We start from the raw sequence: 16,261 nt of genomic DNA, 5'->3' as shown, positions 1-16,261 counted from the left end.
GGGGCCTCCGGAACTGCGCTCGCACCCTAGGCAGGTCCGTCGCGGGTGCTCTACCCGCCGACTGGGCGATGTCGGCGACGTAGCGTCCCGGCGTCGACACGCTGCGTTGTCCGCGTTCCTCGCCCGCTATCCGCGGTGCCACCGCAACGGCCGGCATGCGAGCGCGGCTGGCCGCGCTTGCGGTGGCACCGCGGTCAGTCGGCCTGCTCGACCAGGGTCCGGAAGGTCCGCAACGCGACCGACAGCGAGGCAAGGTCGTGGTCGGTGAGCGAGGCGATGTCGGTCAAGGTGGCCCGTGCGCGCGCGAGACCTTCGGCCCGCTGCGACTCCCAGTCGGCGATCCGGGTCGCCAGGTCGTCGTCGGCAGACGTGGTCGTCAGCACGCGCGCGGTCAGCCCGGCCAGCGCGGCGTAAAGGTCGGCTCGCAACGCCATGCGGGCCAACGCTTCCCAGCGGCCTCGCCGCGGTAAGGCGGTGATCAGGCTGAGCATCGCGTCGACCTGGTAGCGGTCGGACAGGACGAAGTAGGCGCGCGCGACCTGCTCGGCGGCGACGTCGATACGGCCGGCGATGGTGACCACGTCCAGCAGGACGTACACGTCCAGCAGCGCCGCCACCTGCCCGGCGATGTCCGCCGGGGCACCGACCGCGACGAGTTCGGCAGTCCGCTGCGCCAGCCGGGCCGCCTCCTGTCCCTGCAACAGGGTCGGCAGCAGCGGCGCGAGTTCCAGCAGCGGCGGCTTGAACCGTTCGATCTCACGCGCGACGTCCAGCGTGCCGCCCCGGGTCTGCAGGAACCAGCGGATGGCTCGATCGTGCGTCCGCCGCGTCTCCAGCGCGAGCGCTGCCTGCGCGGCCGTGGGCACCTCGTGATCGAGCGCGTCGATCTGCTCCCAGATCGCGGTGAGGCCGAAGATCTCGCGTACCACCATCGCGGCGCGCACGACCTGATCGGCCGACGCCCCGGTCTCCTCCATGGCACGGAAGGCGACGGTGATCCCGCCGCGGTTGATCAGGTCGTTGACCAGGACCGTCGTGACGATCTCACGTCGCAACGGGTGGGCTCCGACGCGATCGGGGAACCGGTCGACGAGGTCGGCCGGGAAGTAGGACCGCAGGACGGCGTCGGTCCAGTCCTCGTCCGGCAACGACGTCGCCGGCAGCGCGTGCTCCAGCGCGATCTTGGCGTACGCCGACAGCACCGCCAGTTCCGGCGTCGTCAAGCCGCGGCCCGCTGCGATTCTCGCGTCGATGTCGGCGTCGTCGGGCAAGAACTCCAGCGACCTGTCCAACTCACCGGAACGCTCCAGGTCACGGAGCATCCGCTGGTGCACATTCAGCATGGCCGGAGCCTGCGCTCGGGCGTTGGCCAGCAGGATGTTCTGTTCGTCGTTGTCGGCCAGGACGAGTCGCGCGACCTCGTCTGTCATGCCGGCCAGCAGGGCGTTGCGCTGCTCGACCGTCAGGTCCCCCTCGCGTACCGCGACGTCGAGCAGCACCTTGATGTTGACCTCGTGGTCGGAGGTATCGACTCCTGCGGAGTTGTCGATCGCGTCGGTGTTCAGCAGCACCCCGTGCTGCGCGGCCTCGATCCGGCCCCGCTGCGTGAAGCCCAGGTTGCCGCCCTCACCGACGACGCGGCAGCGCAGGCTCGCACCGGTGACCCGGACGCCGTCGTTGCTCTTGTCGCCGACCTCGAGGTCGGATTCCCCGGTCGCCCTGACGTAGGTGCCGATGCCGCCGTTCCACAGCAGGTCGACCGGCGCGCGCAGGATCGCGCGAATGAGCTCGGCGGGAGTCACTGCCTCGACCTCGTCAGGCAGCCCGAGGACGGCCTTGGCCTGCGCTGAGATCGTCACGGACTTCGCCGTCCGTGGATAGATCCCGCCGCCGGCGGACAGCAAGGACACGTCGTAGTCCGCCCACGACGACCGGGGCAGCTCGAACAGCCGCTTCCGTTCCTCGAACGCCTTGTCTGCCACCGGCTGTGGGTCGAGGAAGACATGGCGGTGATCGAACGCCGCGACCAGCTGCAACTGCCGGGACAGCAGCATCCCGTTGCCGAACACGTCCCCGCTCATGTCGCCGATGCCGACGCAGCTGACCGCGTCGGTCCGCACATCCACACCGAGTTCACCGAAGTGATGGGTCACGGACTCCCAGGCACCACGGGCGGTGATGCCCATCGCCTTGTGGTCGAAGCCGACCGAGCCGCCGGAGGCGAACGCGTCACCCAGCCAGTAGTCGTGCTCGGCGGCGATCCGGTTCGCCACGTCCGAGAACGTCGCCGTGCCCTTGTCCGCAGCCACCACCAGGTAGCTGTCGTCGCCGTCGTAGCGGACGACTCGCGGCGGCGGCACGACGACCCCGGCGACCAGATTGTCCGTCACGTCCAGCAGCGCGCTGACGAAGATGCGGTACGCCGCAGTACCTTCGGCGAGCCAGGCGTCACGGTCGGCCGCGGCGTCAGGCAGCTGCTTGGGGAAGAAACCCCCCTTGGCGCCCACCGGGACGATGATGGCGTTCTTGACGCTCTGCGCTTTGACCAACCCGAGAATCTCGGTCCGGAAGTCCTCCGGCCGGTCACTCCAGCGCAATCCGCCGCGGGCGACCGGGCCGAAACGCAGGTGGACCCCTTCGACTCTCGGCGAGTACACCCAGATCTCGCGCTCGGGACGCGGTTCGGGCAGCTCCGGGATGCTGCGCGCTGCCAGTTTGATGGCCACGTGCTGCGCCGACTGACCGTCCGGGCCCGGCTGGAAATGGCTGGTCCGCACGGTCGCCTGCACGAGGGTCAGCAGCGACCGCAGGATCCGGTCGGCGTCCAGTGTCGCCACGTCGTCGAGCTGGGAGCGCAGCCCGGCGGTTCGCTCGGCCGTGGCCGTGTCGCGTTCGGCCGTATCCAGCGCCGGGTCGAAGCGGGCGTCATGCAGGTCGAGCAGGCTGCGCGCGACGTCGCCGTGCGCGACGACCACCTGCTCGATGTAGCTCTGGCTGAACGCCGTACCGATCTGCCGGAGGTAGCGGACGTACGCCCGCAGCACCACCACGCGCCGCCACGTCAGACCGGCGACGGTCACCAGCGCGGCGAGCCCGTCGGCCTCACTGCGGCCGCTCCAGATGGCGGCGAAGGCGTCCTCGAACCGTGCCTGCAGCGACTCGGCGCCCGTGCCGACCGGCGCCCGTAGCCGCAGGCCGAAGTCGTAGATCCACAGCGGGGCTTCACCTTTGGGGTCGAACTGGTACGGCCGCTCGTCGATCACCTCGACGCCGAGGTGACCCAGGATCGGCAGGACCTGGGACAGCGACAAGGCCGCGCCGGATCGATAGAGCTTGAAGCGCCACTCGTCCGGTGCTGCGGCTGCCGGGCGATAGAGGCTGGCTGTCAGGCTCTGCGGTTCGAGGGCCTGCAGCCGCGCCAGGTCCGCGACCGCGTCGGCGGCCGAGGTCTCCTCCTTGTAGCCCTCGGGAAAGGCAGCGCGCCAGGTCCGTACCAGGGCGGCGGCGTCCTCCTCCCCCACGGTCGCGGCCAGCTGGTCGGTGAAGTCGTCCTCCCAGGCCCGGGCCGCCGCAGCGACGCGGCCTTCGAGCGCACGCACGTCGATGTCCGGCAGGGCAGCGCCCCTCGGTGCTCGGACGACGAAATGCAGTCGAGCGAGCACGGACTCGGACACCCTTGCGGTGTAGTCGATCTCGGCGCCCGGCACCGCCTCGCGAAGGACGTCCTCCAACCGCAACCGGACCGCCGTGGTGTAGCGGTCACGAGGCACGTACACCAGGCAGGAGTAGAACCGGTCGTACACGTCGCGACGGCAGAACAGCCGGGTCGTGCGACGCTCCTGGATCTGCAGCACCGCGGTGGCGACCTCGAGCAGTTCCTCCTCGCCGACCTGAAACAGCTCGTCGCGGGGGTACGTCTCGAGGAAGGTGACCAGATCGTTCCCGGAGTGGGAGTCGGCCGGGAACCCCGCCTGGGCAATCACCCGAGATGCCTTGCGGCGCAGCACCGGAATGTCGAACACCGATTGGGTGTACGCCGCGGCGCTGTAGAGGCCGATGAAGCGATACTCGCCGGTGATCGTCCCGTCGGCCTCGACCCGCTTGACCCCGACGTAGTCCAGGTGGGCCGGCCGGTGGACCGTGGAGCGTGAGTTCGCCTTCGTGATCACCAACAGGTGCGGTTCGCGCGCCTTGGCCTGCACGCGCGGTGGCAGCCGTGCTTCACGCCGGTGCTCGACGGGGTCCGACCGGAGCACGCCCAGGCCGGTCCCGGGGACGGCGAGCAGCCGCGAATCCGCGCCGGTACCGCGCAGGTCGTATTCGCGGTATCCGAGGAAGGTGAAGTGGTCGTCGGCGAGCCAGCGCAGCAACGCCACGCCCTCGGCTACCTCCTCGGCGTCGAAACCCGGTGGTGCGGTGTCGAAGGCGGCGGCCAGCTGTTGGGCCTTGCCCCGCAACCGATCCCAGTCCTCGACCGCCTCGCGAACGTCCGCCAGGACCCGCACCAGCGCCTTGCGCAAGGCTTCGAGATCTCCCGGGTCCGTCTCGCGGTCGACCTCGACGTGGATCCAGGATTCCACCACCACGCCGGGCTCGGCCGCCGCCGGGTCGTCCGCGTCGACGTCGAGGACGTCGAGGAGTTCACCGAGCAGGTCCCGGCGTACGACGACCACGGGGTGCACGACGAGGTGGATCGGCCGCGCCTGCCGCGACAGTTCGGAGACGATCGAGTCGACCAGGAACGGCATGTCCTCGGTGACGACCTCGACCACGGTGTGGCCGGCGGCGATCCGGCCCGTCGACCAGCCTTCACTGCCGGCGGCCGGAGTGCTCACCCGGACCGCGACCTTGCCGAGCGGTCGCTGCGAAGCCAACTGAAGTTGCGACGTGACAGCCCCGGCGACAGCGGCCGGGCCACGGGGCACGAGGTCGGCTACGGCGACCCCGCGGTAGTAGCGGCGGATCAGCGCAGCCAGGTCGACCAGGGGACGCCCAACGGGCCCGGCAGTGGCGACCGCGGCGGCCAGCAGGTCGTCCTTGGCTGCCTCGGACGCCGCTGTGGACATCGCCGTCCTGCCCCTTCGCCGTGGTCGGACCGGGCACGGCTCGTGCCGGCCCCGACACGGTAGCCTCTGCCGGCTGTGAGTACCCGATTCACCGCCGTTCAGCGGTTCGGCGCCGACGCGCGCGCCACCTTCGCCATGCTGCGCGACCCGGCGTACGTCACCGCCAAGGGCAAGGCCAGCGGGGCGACGTCGACCACGCCGGAGGTCCGCGAGGAGGGGGACGGCGTCGTGGTGGTGAGCCGCCGCAGCATGCCGACGACCGACGCTCCCAGCCTGGTCCAGCGCTTCATCGGTCCGACGGTCGACATCGTCGAGACCCAGACCTGGTCTGCGGCAGGGCCCGACGGCTCCCGGACGGCGTCAGTGCACGCCACGTTCGGCTCGGCTCCGGCGAGCATGACCGGCACGGCGACGCTGGCGGACGACGATGACGGCGGTTGCACCCTCACCGCCGCAGCCGAGGTGACGTCGTCGATCCCGTTCGCCGGCCGGAAAGTGGAAGAGCTCGTGCGCGACCAGGTCCTGCGCTACCTGCGCAAGGAGGAAACCGTCGCCAGGACGTGGCTGACGGCGAGTCCGGGCGGGCCGGACGGCGACCATCACAGCTGATGGGGATAGCGATGGTCGACCGGCGGCACGAAGGTCTCCTTGATGACCCGGGTCGAGGTCCAGCGCAGCAGGTTCTGCCGTGAGCCGGACTTGTCGTTGGTGCCCGACGCCCTCGCCCCGCCGAACGGCTGCTGCCCCACCACCGCACCGGTCGGCTTGTCGTTGATGTAGAGATTCCCGGCGGCGAACCGCAATGCCTGGGTCGCCGCCGAGATCGCGTCGCGGTCCTGCGCGATGATCGATCCGGTCAAGGCATAGGGCGCAACCGATTCCAGCTGCCGGACGACGGTGTCGTAGTCGGCGTCGTCGAAGACGTGCAGCGCGAGCACGGGGCCGAAGATCTCCTGGGAGAACCATTCGCGGGTCGGATCGCTGCACAGCAGCAGCGTCGGTCGGACGAACCAGCCGTCGCTGTCGTCGTACGTCCCACCCGCGATGATCCGTACCGTCGGATCGCTTGCGGCGCGGTCGATCGCCGCCGTCACCCGGTTGAACGCCCGCCTGTCGATCAGTGCGCCGGCGAACACCGAGAGGTCGGTTACCGGCCCGATCGGCAGTTCGTCGACGAGGTCGACCAGCTCGGCGCCCAGCCGTTCCCACACGCTGCGCGGCAGGTACGCCCGCGAGGCCGCTGAGCACTTCTGACCCTGGTACTCGAAGGCACCGCGGACCAGCGCGGTGCGCAGGACGGCGAGATCGGCGCTCGGATGCGCCAGGACGAAGTCCTTGCCGCCGGTCTCGCCGACCAGACGCGGGTAGCCGCGATACCCGGCGATGTTCGCTCCCACCGCACGCCACAACTGCTGGAACACCGCCGTCGAACCGGTGAAATGGATTCCGGCCAGGTCGGGATCGGCCAGCACCACCTCACTCACCGCCACTCCCGAGCCGGTGACCAGATTGATCACCCCGTCGGGCAGCCCGGCTTCCTCCAGCAACTGCAACGTCAGTTGCGCCGCGAGCTGCTGCGTCGGGGCGGGCTTCCAGATGACGGTGTTTCCCATGAGCGCCGGGGCGGTCGGGAGGTTCCCGGCGATGGCGGTGAAGTTGAACGGCGAGACGGCGTAGACGAAGCCCTCCAGCGGACGGTGGTCGGCCCGGTTCCACACTCCCGGAGCAGATCTGGGCTGCTCGGCCAGTAGCTCGCTGCCGAACCAGGCGTTGAAGCGCCAGAAGTCGGCCAGTTCGCAGGCCGCGTCGATCTCCGCCTGGCCGACCGTCTTGCCCTGACCCAGCATCGTCGCGGCATTGAGCCGCGCCCGCCACGGACCGCTGAGCAGGTCGGCGGCCCGCAGCAGCACCGCAGCGCGATCGTCGAAAGACAGGTCGCGCCAGCCGGGAGCGGCCGCGAGCGCGGCTCGTACCGCGGCCCTGGCATCGACGTGACCGGCCTCGCGCAACGTCCCCAACACCTGCCGATGGGCGTGTGGCGCAACGACGTCGACCGGATCGCCGGATGCGGCACACCGCCGGCCGCCGATGGTCATCGGCAGGTCACCCACGCCGCCGGCCAGCTCGGCGAGCGCGGCGAGCACGTCGGCGCGTTCGGGACTGCCGGGCGCATAACCCAGGACGCGCTCGTTGACCGGTTCGGGCACCGCGGTCAGCGCGTCCACGGTCGTCACCGGTCCCGGAGCAGATCGGCGAGCTCTTGCGTGGCGAACCAGGACAGTTCCGGGTCCTCGTCGGGAACCGGTCCGGTGGCGGTGAGTTCTTCGACGAGCACGGCCGCCACTGCCGACAGCGGTACGGCATCGGTCAACTGGACGCCGGCGTCGCCGGTCTCCGCGACCTGCTGGCTCGGCACGTCGACAGCCAGCACGTAGGCGGGCTGCGACGGACCCTGGCCGGCAACCGGGACGGCGAGCGCCCGGGCCGCCAGCGCGGCGAGCACCGTCGCCTCGTACTCCAGTTCTTCCTCGTCGTACGCCGGATACCCGGCGCGCAACGCACCGGTCACCGCGTACGCCGCCGCCGGCGGGACCCGGCGGTGACCGGCGACCTCACGCAGCGTCTCGGAGCTGACCGGGACATAGGCGCGCATCCGCACAGCATGGCCCAGCCGGCGCTCCGGTGGCGTCGCGGCTTCGGCCCGCGGCGGCGCGGTCCCAAGCTGTGGCGACTCGGTCCACGCCTGTGGCGGCGCGGTTCAGGGCTGTGGCGGCGCGGTTCAGGGCTGTGGCGACAGCGCGACGAGTTCCGCCAGCGCGTCGGTGAGCATCACCGCGATCAGGTCGAGGTCGGGCATGGCCTCCCGATCGGCGTTGAGGCCGAAGAACACCCCGCCGTCGTACGAGGTGACCCCGACGGCGAGCGCCTGGCCCTTGGCCAGCGGCGCCACGGGGTACGCCGCGAGCATCCGGGCGCCGGCCGCATAGAGCGGGAACTGCGGTCCGGGCACATTGGTCACCAGCACGTTGTAGACGCGGCGCGACAACTCGCTGGCTGCGCGGGATCCCAGCAGGTGCAGCGTGGGCGGCGCGAACCCCGCCAACCCGATGATCGACCGTGCCCCCAGCAGCTGGCCGCTCGCTTTGGCCGTGTCCATCTCCCGGCGCACCCGTTGCAACCGGATCACCGGGTCGGCCTCGCCGACCGGAAGCTCACAGACGACCGGAGCGATCTGGTTCCCGGGGGTCGAATCGCCCGGTGTCCGGACGCTGACCGGGACCAGAGCGCGGACGGTGGTTCGGTCGTCCAGCGGCTCGCCGCGGCTGAGCAGGAAGGTCCGCAGCGCGCCGGCGACGACGGCCAGCAGGACGTCGTTCACGGTGCCCCCGTGCGCCCGGCGTACCGCCCGCAGGTCCGCGACCGAGGCTCGGGCGGTCGCGAACCGGCGGGCCTCGCCAATCCCACCGTTCAGCGGACCCGGCGGCGCCGCTCGCGCCACGGACAACGCAGCGGCCAGGACACCGGCACCATGCCGCGCCAACTCGGCGGCCGCAGCCCCGACGTCCTCAATCACCTCGCGCGTCTGCTGCGCGATCCGGGACGGCGAGCGGACCAGGCGGCCCACCACGTCGCAGACCGCATCGGCCACCAGGGTGACCTGGCTGGGCGCCGGTTCCGGTTGCCACGCATCGGGTTGGGTGGCACGCGGCTCGGGCGAGGCGTCCAGCAGCACCTGACCGATGTCGACCGCGCCGAGCCCGTCGACCATCGCGTGATGGGTCTTGGTCAGAATCGCGAACCTGTTGTCCTGCAGGCCCTCGATCAGATACATCTCCCACAGCGGGCGGCGGCGGTCCAACGGCCGGCTCATGATCCGTGCCACCAGGTCTCGCAGCTGAGCGTCGGTCCCGGGCCTGGGCAGCCCCGACCGCCGGACGTGGTACTCCGGGTCGAACTCCGCGTCGTCGACCCACACCGGACCGGCCAGCCGGCCCGGGACCGACCGGATCCGCTGCCGGAACCGGGGCGTCAAGACGATGCGCTCCCCGATCAGCCGCAGCAGCACCTCGTGGTCAAACGGGGCCCCATCGGGTTCCTGGAAGATTGCGACACCGCCGACGTGCATCGGTGTGGTGGCCGACTCCATGTAAAGGAACGACGCGTCCAGCGCGCTGAGCCGGTCGACCACGCTGACCTCCCGACCCACCGACAACCGCACCGCGGCCATCGTGGCACGCTGCGCATGGTACGGCGGTGCCGCCACGGGTGGCCGGACAGATGGGAGCACGGTGGCGGTCTTCGTTCCGGCACACGGCATCGGTGGCCGGCAGGACCTGCCCATCCCGTTCGGGCTCGCCCTCACCGCAGCCGCGTTGGCCGTCACGGTGTCGTTCGTCGCGCTCGCCGTGCTGTGGCATCGACCGCGGTACCGGTCGATGCAGGGCCGAGATGTACCGGCCTGGCTGGCCACGACCTTGTCCTCGGCAGCGCTGCGGACCGTGCTGCGCCTCGGCGGGCTGCTCGCTGTGGGCTACGTCGCCCTCGCCGCCTTCGTCGGCCCGGACAATGCGCGCAATCCCACGGCGGGCGCCGTCTACGTCCTGTTCTGGGTCGGCACGCTGGCCATCGCCTCCGCCCTGTTCGGCCCGGTGTGGCGGGCCCTCAATCCGCTGCGCACGCTCCACCTGGGGCTGGCCCGGCTGCTGCGTCTCGACCCGGCGAACGGCGCCTTCCGGCTATCCGACCGCGTCGGGTGCTGGCCGGCAGCGCTGACCCTGCTGGCGTTCCTCTGGCTGGAACTGGCCGCGCCGGACCGGACCAGCACGGTGACGCTGCGGGTGTTCCTCCTCGGCTACGGCGCGGTAGTCCTGGTGGGCGCCATCATGTTCGGATCGCGCTGGATCGACCGCGCAGACGGGTTCGAGTTGTACTCGACCCTGCTCGGCCGGCTGTCGTTGCTGTCGCGCGCCGACGACGGTCGCTGGGTCTGGCGTTCCCCCCTCGCGTCGCTGTCGCGCACTCCGGCGGTCGCCGGCCTGGCCGGTTTCGTCGTGGTGATGCTGGGGTCGACCGCGTTTGACGGTTTCTCGAACTCACCCACCTGGTTCGCCTGGGCGCAGGACCAGGACATCTCGTTCGAAGTGCTGTCGGCCGGCGGACTGGTGGTGGTCATCGCTCTGATGGGCCTGGTGTACGTCGCCGCCACGACGGCCTCCGGCGCACTCGGCGGCGGCGACGTTCCGCTGCGGCGCATGCCGGCGCAGTTCGCCCACAGCATCGTGCCCATCGCCTTGGGCTACGTCGTTGCCCACTACTACTCGTTCCTGGTCCTGGTGGGCTGGCAGACCCTGGCCTATCTGAGCGATCCATTCGGCACCGGCGCGAATCTGTGGGGCACGGCCGGCTGGACGCCGCCGGCGGAGTTGGTCGACCCGACGCTCGTGTCGACGATCATGGTCGTCGCCGTCGTCGCCGGGCACGTCGGTGGCGTGCTGGCCGCGCACGACCGGGCGATCGAGTTGTTCCCCCGACGTCGGGCGATCCTTGGTCAAGTGCCGCTGATGGTCGTCATGGTGGGTTACACGCTCGTCGGACTGCTTTTGCTCTTCGCGACCTGATCGCCGTACGCGCGTCGGCCGACCCCCGGCCCCGATCCCACCGCTGCTCGTCTACTGTGCGCAGTCATGGAATACCGAAGCTTGGGCGACACCGGAATGACCGTCAGTTCGCTCTGTCTGGGCGCCATGATGTTCGGCAACTGGGGCGAGCGTGACCACGACACGTCGATCAAGGTGATCCACGCCGCTCTGGACGGCGGGATCAATTTCATCGACACCGCCGACATGTATTCGCAGGGTGAATCCGAGATCATCGTCGGCAAAGCCATCGCCGGCCGTCGCGACGAGGTGATCGTCGCGACGAAGTTCCACGGGCAGATGGGCATCCCGCCCGAATCCGGATTCGACGTCGCCGGTGACCCGAACAAGCGTGGCAACTCACGCCGCTGGATCATCCAGGAGGTCGAGGCCAGCCTGAAGCGTCTGGGCACGGACTGGATCGACCTCTACCAGGTCCACCGGCCCGACCCGGCGACCGGCCTCGAGGAGACGCTGTCCGCGCTGACCGATCTACGACAGCAGGGCAAGATTCGCGCCTTCGGTAGTTCGACGTTCCCGGCCCACCAGATCGTCGAGGCCCAGTGGATCGCCGAGAAGCGTGGGCTCGGCCGGTTCATCACCGAGCAACCGCCGTACTCGATCCTGGCGCGCGGCATCGAGGCCGACCTCCTGCCGGTCGCCCAGCAGTTCGGCATGGGCGTGCTCTCGTGGGGGCCGCTGGCCGGTGGCTGGCTGACCGGGCGATACCGGGTGAACGCGGAGGCTCCCGGGTCCAAGCGGGCCGTCCGGATGGCCGCCCGCTACGACCTGAGCTCCGACGAGAACCAGCGCAAACTCCAGGTCGTCGAATCGCTCGCGCTGCTGGCGGAACAGGCCGGCATCTCGCTGATCCATATGGCGATCGCGTTCGTGATGCAGCATCCGGCGATCACCTCGCCGATCATCGGCCCGCGGACGCTGGAACACCTGGAGTCCCAGATCGGCGCGGCCGACGTGACGCTCACCCCGGATCTGCTCGACGCGATCGACGCCATAGTGCCGCCCGGGACGAACACGACCCAGGCCGATCGCGGCTGGATTCCGCCGGCGCTGTCCCAACCGTTCCTGCGGCGCCGCCGGACACAGTAGACCCGGCGGATCCGGCAAGGGCCTGGCGAGTTCGCCGTGCGCCGCTTGCCTAGGAACGGATCGGTAGCCCGGCGGCCACCAGCCGGGCGGCGCGCAGGCCGGTCATCAAAGCCATGCCGAGGCCGCCGCAGTACGCGTCGTAGAACGCTCCGCCGACGTCGCCGCCGGCCGCCAGCAGGCCGGGGACAGGATCGCCGTCCGGCCGCAGGACCCGGGTCTGTTCGTCGATCTGCAAACCGCCCCACGTGTTGGAGATCGTCGATTGAATCTCCATGGCGAAGAACGGCGGCTGGTCCAGCGGTTCGCGGTTGCGGGACCGCGGCGGCGACATCGGTGCCTCGTCGCGAAGCTGGTGGTGATACGTCGCCATCGCTGCGGCCACGCCGGTGTAGCCCCACGGACGAACCAGCTCGTCCAGTTCCGCCCAGGTCGCGGCTTCCACGACGTGGGCGCCGGACCGCATCGCCTCGACGACTCGGTCGACACGCTCGTATCCCAGCGTCTTCTCCGGCGCCCCGCCGGCAGCATCCGCGTCTCGCACTTGCTGATCGGCCACCAGCAGCGCGTGTCCGTCAGGCTGCCGGAGTACCTCGTGCGAGTTCCGGTAGTACCCCAGCGACTCGTCGACGAAGCGGTTGCCCTGCCGGTCCAGCAGCACGCTGTGCGGCGCCAGATAGTGCTGGGTCAACCGGACGTAGTCGGCCCGGGTGAACGGGTGGTCCAACGGCCACGGGGCAGTGTGCCCGTAGTAGCGGTCCATCAGCGGGGTCGTCGTACCGCCGGCCGCCAGACCCAGCCGCAGGCCCGCACCGTCGCTCACCGGATTGGCACGGACGATCATCGATGCGGCGTTCGGGCCGATGTAGCGGGACCGTAGCTCGGCGTCGTTGACGAATCCTCCGGTGGCGAGCAGGGTCCACGTCGCGACGACCTCGGTCGGCCCGTCCCGGTCGACCACGACGGCGCCCGTCACGCGACCGTCGGTTCGTCGTAGCTGCGCCACCTCGGCCTGCAGGACGACGTGGCCACCGGCCGCCTCGATCACCGCCTGACACCGCGGCAGATAGCTCCCGACGTCGTGGCCACGCAGCGAGGTGGGGTATCCCATCACCGCGACGATGGAGTCGTCCGGGTCGGTGACGGCGATACCGAGCGAGGTCACCCAGTCGACCGCCGAGTCGTAATCGTCGACGAGCATGTCGGCGAACCACGGCTCGCCGTGCGGGTTCACCGCCTTGAGATCGGCCGGCGTTCGCGGCCGCGCGAGCCCGCCGGCACTGAGCAGAGCAGAACCGCCGATCTGCCGAGCCTTCTCGACCAGCAGGACGCGACCGCCGCGGGTGGCGACGTACGCCGCCGCCGACAGGCCGGCCATACCGCCCCCGACGACGAGCAGGTCGACCTCGATCGCGCCGTCAGTCATCAGTTGCCCCATCCCGGCCCAGCGGCCATCGGCTGTCTGCGGTTTCAGCCGCGCGAACGTGTATCAGGTGATGTCCGGGGCTCCGCGCTGCGCCCGCAGGATCCCCGCCCGCATGTGCTCCAGCAACTCAGCCCCGCCTTCCGGAAGATACTCATCGGGCGCCGGCCTACCCGGCAACCCCGTTGATCCGGCGGACGCCGCGGTCGCAGCGGCAGTCAGGAGTCGCGCCCGGCGGCCCGGAACTGGCCACCGAGAATCGTCGTCTCGTGCGCCAGCCGCTGGGCGAACAGGGCGGCTATCGCCTGCCGGATCGGACCGTCCGGCATCGTCCACTGCAGTTCGCCGAGTCGCGCGAGGACATCGCTCAGGCGCGCATAGTCGTCCGTGAGCGCCGTGTGCTCGGCGGGGCTGAGCGGCTGCGCAGCGCTCGCCGTCGGCGCGCCCACGGCGAACTCCGGATACTGCTGCGCGACTTGGTCGACGACCATCCGGATGGCGAGAACTTCTTCGCTCATCATGCGTTGCCGGTGCTCCAGCTGATTGGCCACGACGTCGAGGATGCTGACCATGACGTCGACCGTGGCGCTGACCGGGCTGTCGGCGACGGCGGCCTTGACCTCGCCCCGTAGGTCTCGCACGACTGCCCGGATGAGTTCCTCGGGGGCGGGATCGACGATCATGGTGCGAGCTCCCGAAGGGCCCGCTCACCCTGCTGGTGCTGCATGATCCGGACCAGCGCGCCGTAGGCAGCGTGCGTCCCGGCCGTCCCGTCGTGAACCAGACGGGCGCCGCGCTGCACCATCTCGGCGGCAACGGCGACGCCGGCGAGCAGCGTGAAATACGTCAGCGACCACGGGTTCACGATCTGCTCGGACAATCCGGTGCTCTCTCGGTACTCCGACAGGACGTATTCGCGATGTTCCGTGACGAGGTCCGGTGGCATGCCCGAGGCCACGAACACGAAGTGGCCGAAATCTTCTCGCGGATCTCCGATGCGGGCGCGGGCGCCCCAGTCCACGAGCACCCCGGTGCCCGCCGGCGTCACCATGATGTTCCCGACATGGAAGTCGCCGTGGACGAGAGTCAGCGGTGCCGGCGCCGGACGGTGCGTCGACAAGAAGGCCAGTGCCCTGCGCACGAACGGATCCGGCTCGACGGCAGTTCGTTGCACCGCGGCCAGCCGGGCCAGCGTGCCGCTCAGGTAGGCGGCCGGAGAGTCGGGTAGCGACAGATGCGCCGGGAGTTCGGAGACGTCGACGTGCCCGAGACTGGCAGCGAGCTTCGCGACCTGGCCGGCCAAGCGGCGCCGCTCGTCGGCGTCGCCGGCACGAGCTGCCCGCAGCAGGGGTTCTCCCGCGACGTAATCGAAGATGAGCGTGGGAGAGTCCCTGATCGATCCAAGGGCGTCGAAGAACCGCGGCGTCGGCATGGACACCTCGCCTGCCGTCTCGACAGCGCACACCAGCTGCCACTCCTGGGCGCGGTCCCCACCGGAGCTCACGGCGTGGCCCGCGTCGGCATCGGTACGCAGGACGAGTTCCTCGACGACGCCGTCAGCCCGTCGCAGCGAGCAGTGCGTCATGGCACTGCTCTGGCCTCCCCGCAGCTGCCGCCATCCGACCACGGTGGCGTCGCGATAGACCGGATCCTGGCCAGCCAGGAAGACGACAAGGCGTCGATGAGTCTGCTCCGCGGCGACCGTCACTTGTCCTCCACAATCGCTGCAGCAGAGTCAGTGTCGTAGCTCGGGCGAGTCGGCATGCCGCGTGCCGACCGAGCCGATCTCGAGCATGCCGCCTCCCATCCGGCCACCCGAGGCGAACGTGCCGAATCCGGCCCTGATGAACCGCGTGCCCTGCACCCATTCATCGGCGACATCGAGCCGATCGCAGTCGAACCGGTAGCCACGCCCGTCCTCGGTCCACGCGCGGATGTCGTAGCCGGTCGAACCCGCCACACCGGCCCTGGGCTCGATCCTGCACGCGGCGATCTGGCGTACGACGCCGTCCTCGGCGACGAAGCCGAACTCGGCATGCCCACGAACGCTGTCGATGGTCGACGCCGACACGTACAGGTCCGGGCCCAGGCCGACCCTGACCAGCCGATAGCCGGTGAGTGAACCGAAGTCGCGATTCCCCCACGAGTGATCGTGTCGGGCGAAGGCGTCAATCCGAAGGGTGCGCTCGCCCACTCGAGCGGTCCCCGTCACCCGTCCGTGGCTGTCGTAGTGACCGGCGCCGGTTTGTATCCCGGCGCGATCGAGGTGGTATGCCACCGGCAGGGGCGCGTACGCGTCGTAACGAAGGTCGAGACCGATGTCGTCCGGAGAGCGACCGGCGCAGGTCAGCGCGTAGGCGCGCAACGGGTCCAGCGTGCGAACCGCAGCGGGGCCGATACTGAACTCCGACAAGTCGCCCGGCGGAATCGGTATGCCGGTCTGGACTAGTTTCTGGCAGACCACACCGTCACGAGCGAGCCATTGCGTGACGTCGGCCAATCCCAGCACACGACGAAAACTGACATGGTGGTAGCCGCCGATAGCGTGGACCGGGTCATACCAGACCAGGAACCAGCTCTCCTGCCACGAATCGGCCGCGTCGGCAGGCGGAAAGTGGCTCCCGGCGTCGGATTCGTCAATCGAGATCGAGTAGTCCGTACGCCCCGCGGTGGTCCCCTGTTGCACAACTCCCCCCATCGACGTCGAGCGCGCCGGGCGACGGTAGACCGCTGTCTCCCTGACTGTCTAGGGCGTTCTCCCCCAGCCGTTCGCCCTGCCATGCGGCACTTCTCACGGGATCGACATGTGTCCTGCGAGCGCGGCAGCTGACGGGACAATTCACGGAGCGCGCGCCGCCATTTCCTTGCAGCAGGATCGTGAGATCCCGCAGTCCGACCGGCGGCAACGCGGGCCCGATAGTGAGTGGGGTAGCCCGCACCGAGTCGGCGGCCCTTGTCCTTCATCCAGCGGTACGCCCGACGGCGACCGCCGGGCGGCGCGGCTGAGGCGGTGTGACGGGGGCGCCTCC

11 protein-coding genes are annotated in these 16,261 nt (G+C 70.1%); 3 read left to right on the top strand and 8 right to left on the bottom strand.

Going from position 1 to position 16,261, the window contains the following annotated elements; genetic code table 11:
• Positions 1–194 precede the first annotated feature (194 nt).
• On the bottom strand, positions 195–5,066 hold the full coding sequence (locus EPO13_09480) for an NAD-glutamate dehydrogenase (protein ID TAK68975.1): 4,872 nt from the start codon (positions 5,064–5,066) through the stop codon (positions 195–197).
• A gap of 75 nt (positions 5,067–5,141) precedes the next feature.
• Between EPO13_09480 and EPO13_09475 the strand changes: the two genes are divergently transcribed.
• Entirely contained in the window at positions 5,142–5,675 is a 534-nt protein-coding gene (locus EPO13_09475; GenBank protein TAK68974.1) for a DUF2505 domain-containing protein, read from the top strand.
• Here EPO13_09475 and pruA read toward each other — a convergent pair.
• From pruA to EPO13_09460, 3 genes are all read right to left on the bottom strand, one after another.
• Positions 5,666–7,291: an L-glutamate gamma-semialdehyde dehydrogenase gene (pruA, locus tag EPO13_09470; GenBank protein TAK69067.1), complete on the bottom strand. Its 1,626-nt coding sequence runs from the start codon at positions 7,289–7,291 to the stop codon at positions 5,666–5,668. The genes EPO13_09475 and pruA overlap by 10 nt on opposite strands.
• Before the next feature lie 5 nt (positions 7,292–7,296).
• Positions 7,297–7,719, bottom strand: a complete 423-nt coding sequence (locus EPO13_09465; GenBank protein TAK68973.1) for a hypothetical protein — start codon at positions 7,717–7,719, stop codon at positions 7,297–7,299.
• Between the two features lie 126 nt (positions 7,720–7,845).
• Positions 7,846–9,255, bottom strand: a complete 1,410-nt coding sequence (locus EPO13_09460; protein TAK69066.1) for a wax ester/triacylglycerol synthase family O-acyltransferase — start codon at positions 9,253–9,255, stop codon at positions 7,846–7,848.
• Between the two features lie 100 nt (positions 9,256–9,355).
• On the opposite strand from EPO13_09460, the gene EPO13_09455 reads away from it, so the two are divergent.
• Both EPO13_09455 and EPO13_09450 read left to right on the top strand, forming a co-directional pair.
• Positions 9,356–10,684 carry a hypothetical protein gene (locus EPO13_09455; protein ID TAK68972.1) on the top strand — a complete coding sequence of 443 codons (1,329 nt, stop codon included), beginning with the start codon at positions 9,356–9,358 and terminating at the stop codon, positions 10,682–10,684.
• A gap of 66 nt (positions 10,685–10,750) precedes the next feature.
• Positions 10,751–11,812 (top strand): aldo/keto reductase, encoded by a 1,062-nt coding sequence (locus EPO13_09450; protein ID TAK68971.1) that lies wholly within the window; start codon positions 10,751–10,753, stop codon positions 11,810–11,812.
• 49 nt (positions 11,813–11,861) lie between these two features.
• On the opposite strand, the gene EPO13_09445 is transcribed toward EPO13_09450, so the two are convergent.
• From EPO13_09445 to EPO13_09430, 4 genes are all read right to left on the bottom strand, one after another.
• The gene (locus EPO13_09445; GenBank protein ID TAK68970.1) at positions 11,862–13,247 is read right to left on the bottom strand and encodes an FAD-dependent oxidoreductase; all 1,386 of its coding nucleotides are present in this window, start codon (positions 13,245–13,247) and stop codon (positions 11,862–11,864) included.
• 203 nt (positions 13,248–13,450) lie between these two features.
• Entirely contained in the window at positions 13,451–13,915 is a 465-nt protein-coding gene (locus EPO13_09440; GenBank protein ID TAK68969.1) for a hypothetical protein, read from the bottom strand.
• Positions 13,912–14,940 carry a phosphotransferase family protein gene (locus tag EPO13_09435; GenBank protein ID TAK68968.1) on the bottom strand — a complete coding sequence of 343 codons (1,029 nt, stop codon included), beginning with the start codon at positions 14,938–14,940 and terminating at the stop codon, positions 13,912–13,914. The genes EPO13_09440 and EPO13_09435 overlap by 4 nt, the downstream gene beginning before the upstream one ends.
• A gap of 27 nt (positions 14,941–14,967) precedes the next feature.
• Positions 14,968–15,918: a hypothetical protein gene (locus EPO13_09430; protein ID TAK68967.1), complete on the bottom strand. Its 951-nt coding sequence runs from the start codon at positions 15,916–15,918 to the stop codon at positions 14,968–14,970.
• Positions 15,919–16,261: the final 343 nt, after the last annotated feature.

The organism is Actinomycetota bacterium, from assembly GCA_004297305.1.
In the GTDB taxonomy this organism is placed as follows: domain Bacteria; phylum Actinomycetota; class Actinomycetes; order S36-B12; family FW305-bin1; genus FW305-bin1.
Note: the sequence above shows the minus strand (reverse complement) of the source record. Positions and strands in the feature narration are given on the sequence as shown.

Excerpts from the sequence above, each read along its gene's own strand:
- EPO13_09450 (TAK68971.1), top strand. The coding sequence starts at position 10,751 with ATGGAATACCGAAGCTTGGGCGACACCGGAATGACCGTCAGTTCGCTC.
- EPO13_09480 (TAK68975.1), bottom strand. The coding sequence starts at position 5,066 with ATGTCCACAGCGGCGTCCGAGGCAGCCAAGGACGACCTGCTGGCCGCC.
- EPO13_09440 (TAK68969.1), bottom strand. The coding sequence starts at position 13,915 with ATGATCGTCGATCCCGCCCCCGAGGAACTCATCCGGGCAGTCGTGCGA.
- EPO13_09445 (TAK68970.1), bottom strand. The coding sequence starts at position 13,247 with ATGGGGCAACTGATGACTGACGGCGCGATCGAGGTCGACCTGCTCGTC.
- EPO13_09465 (TAK68973.1), bottom strand. The coding sequence starts at position 7,719 with ATGCGCGCCTATGTCCCGGTCAGCTCCGAGACGCTGCGTGAGGTCGCC.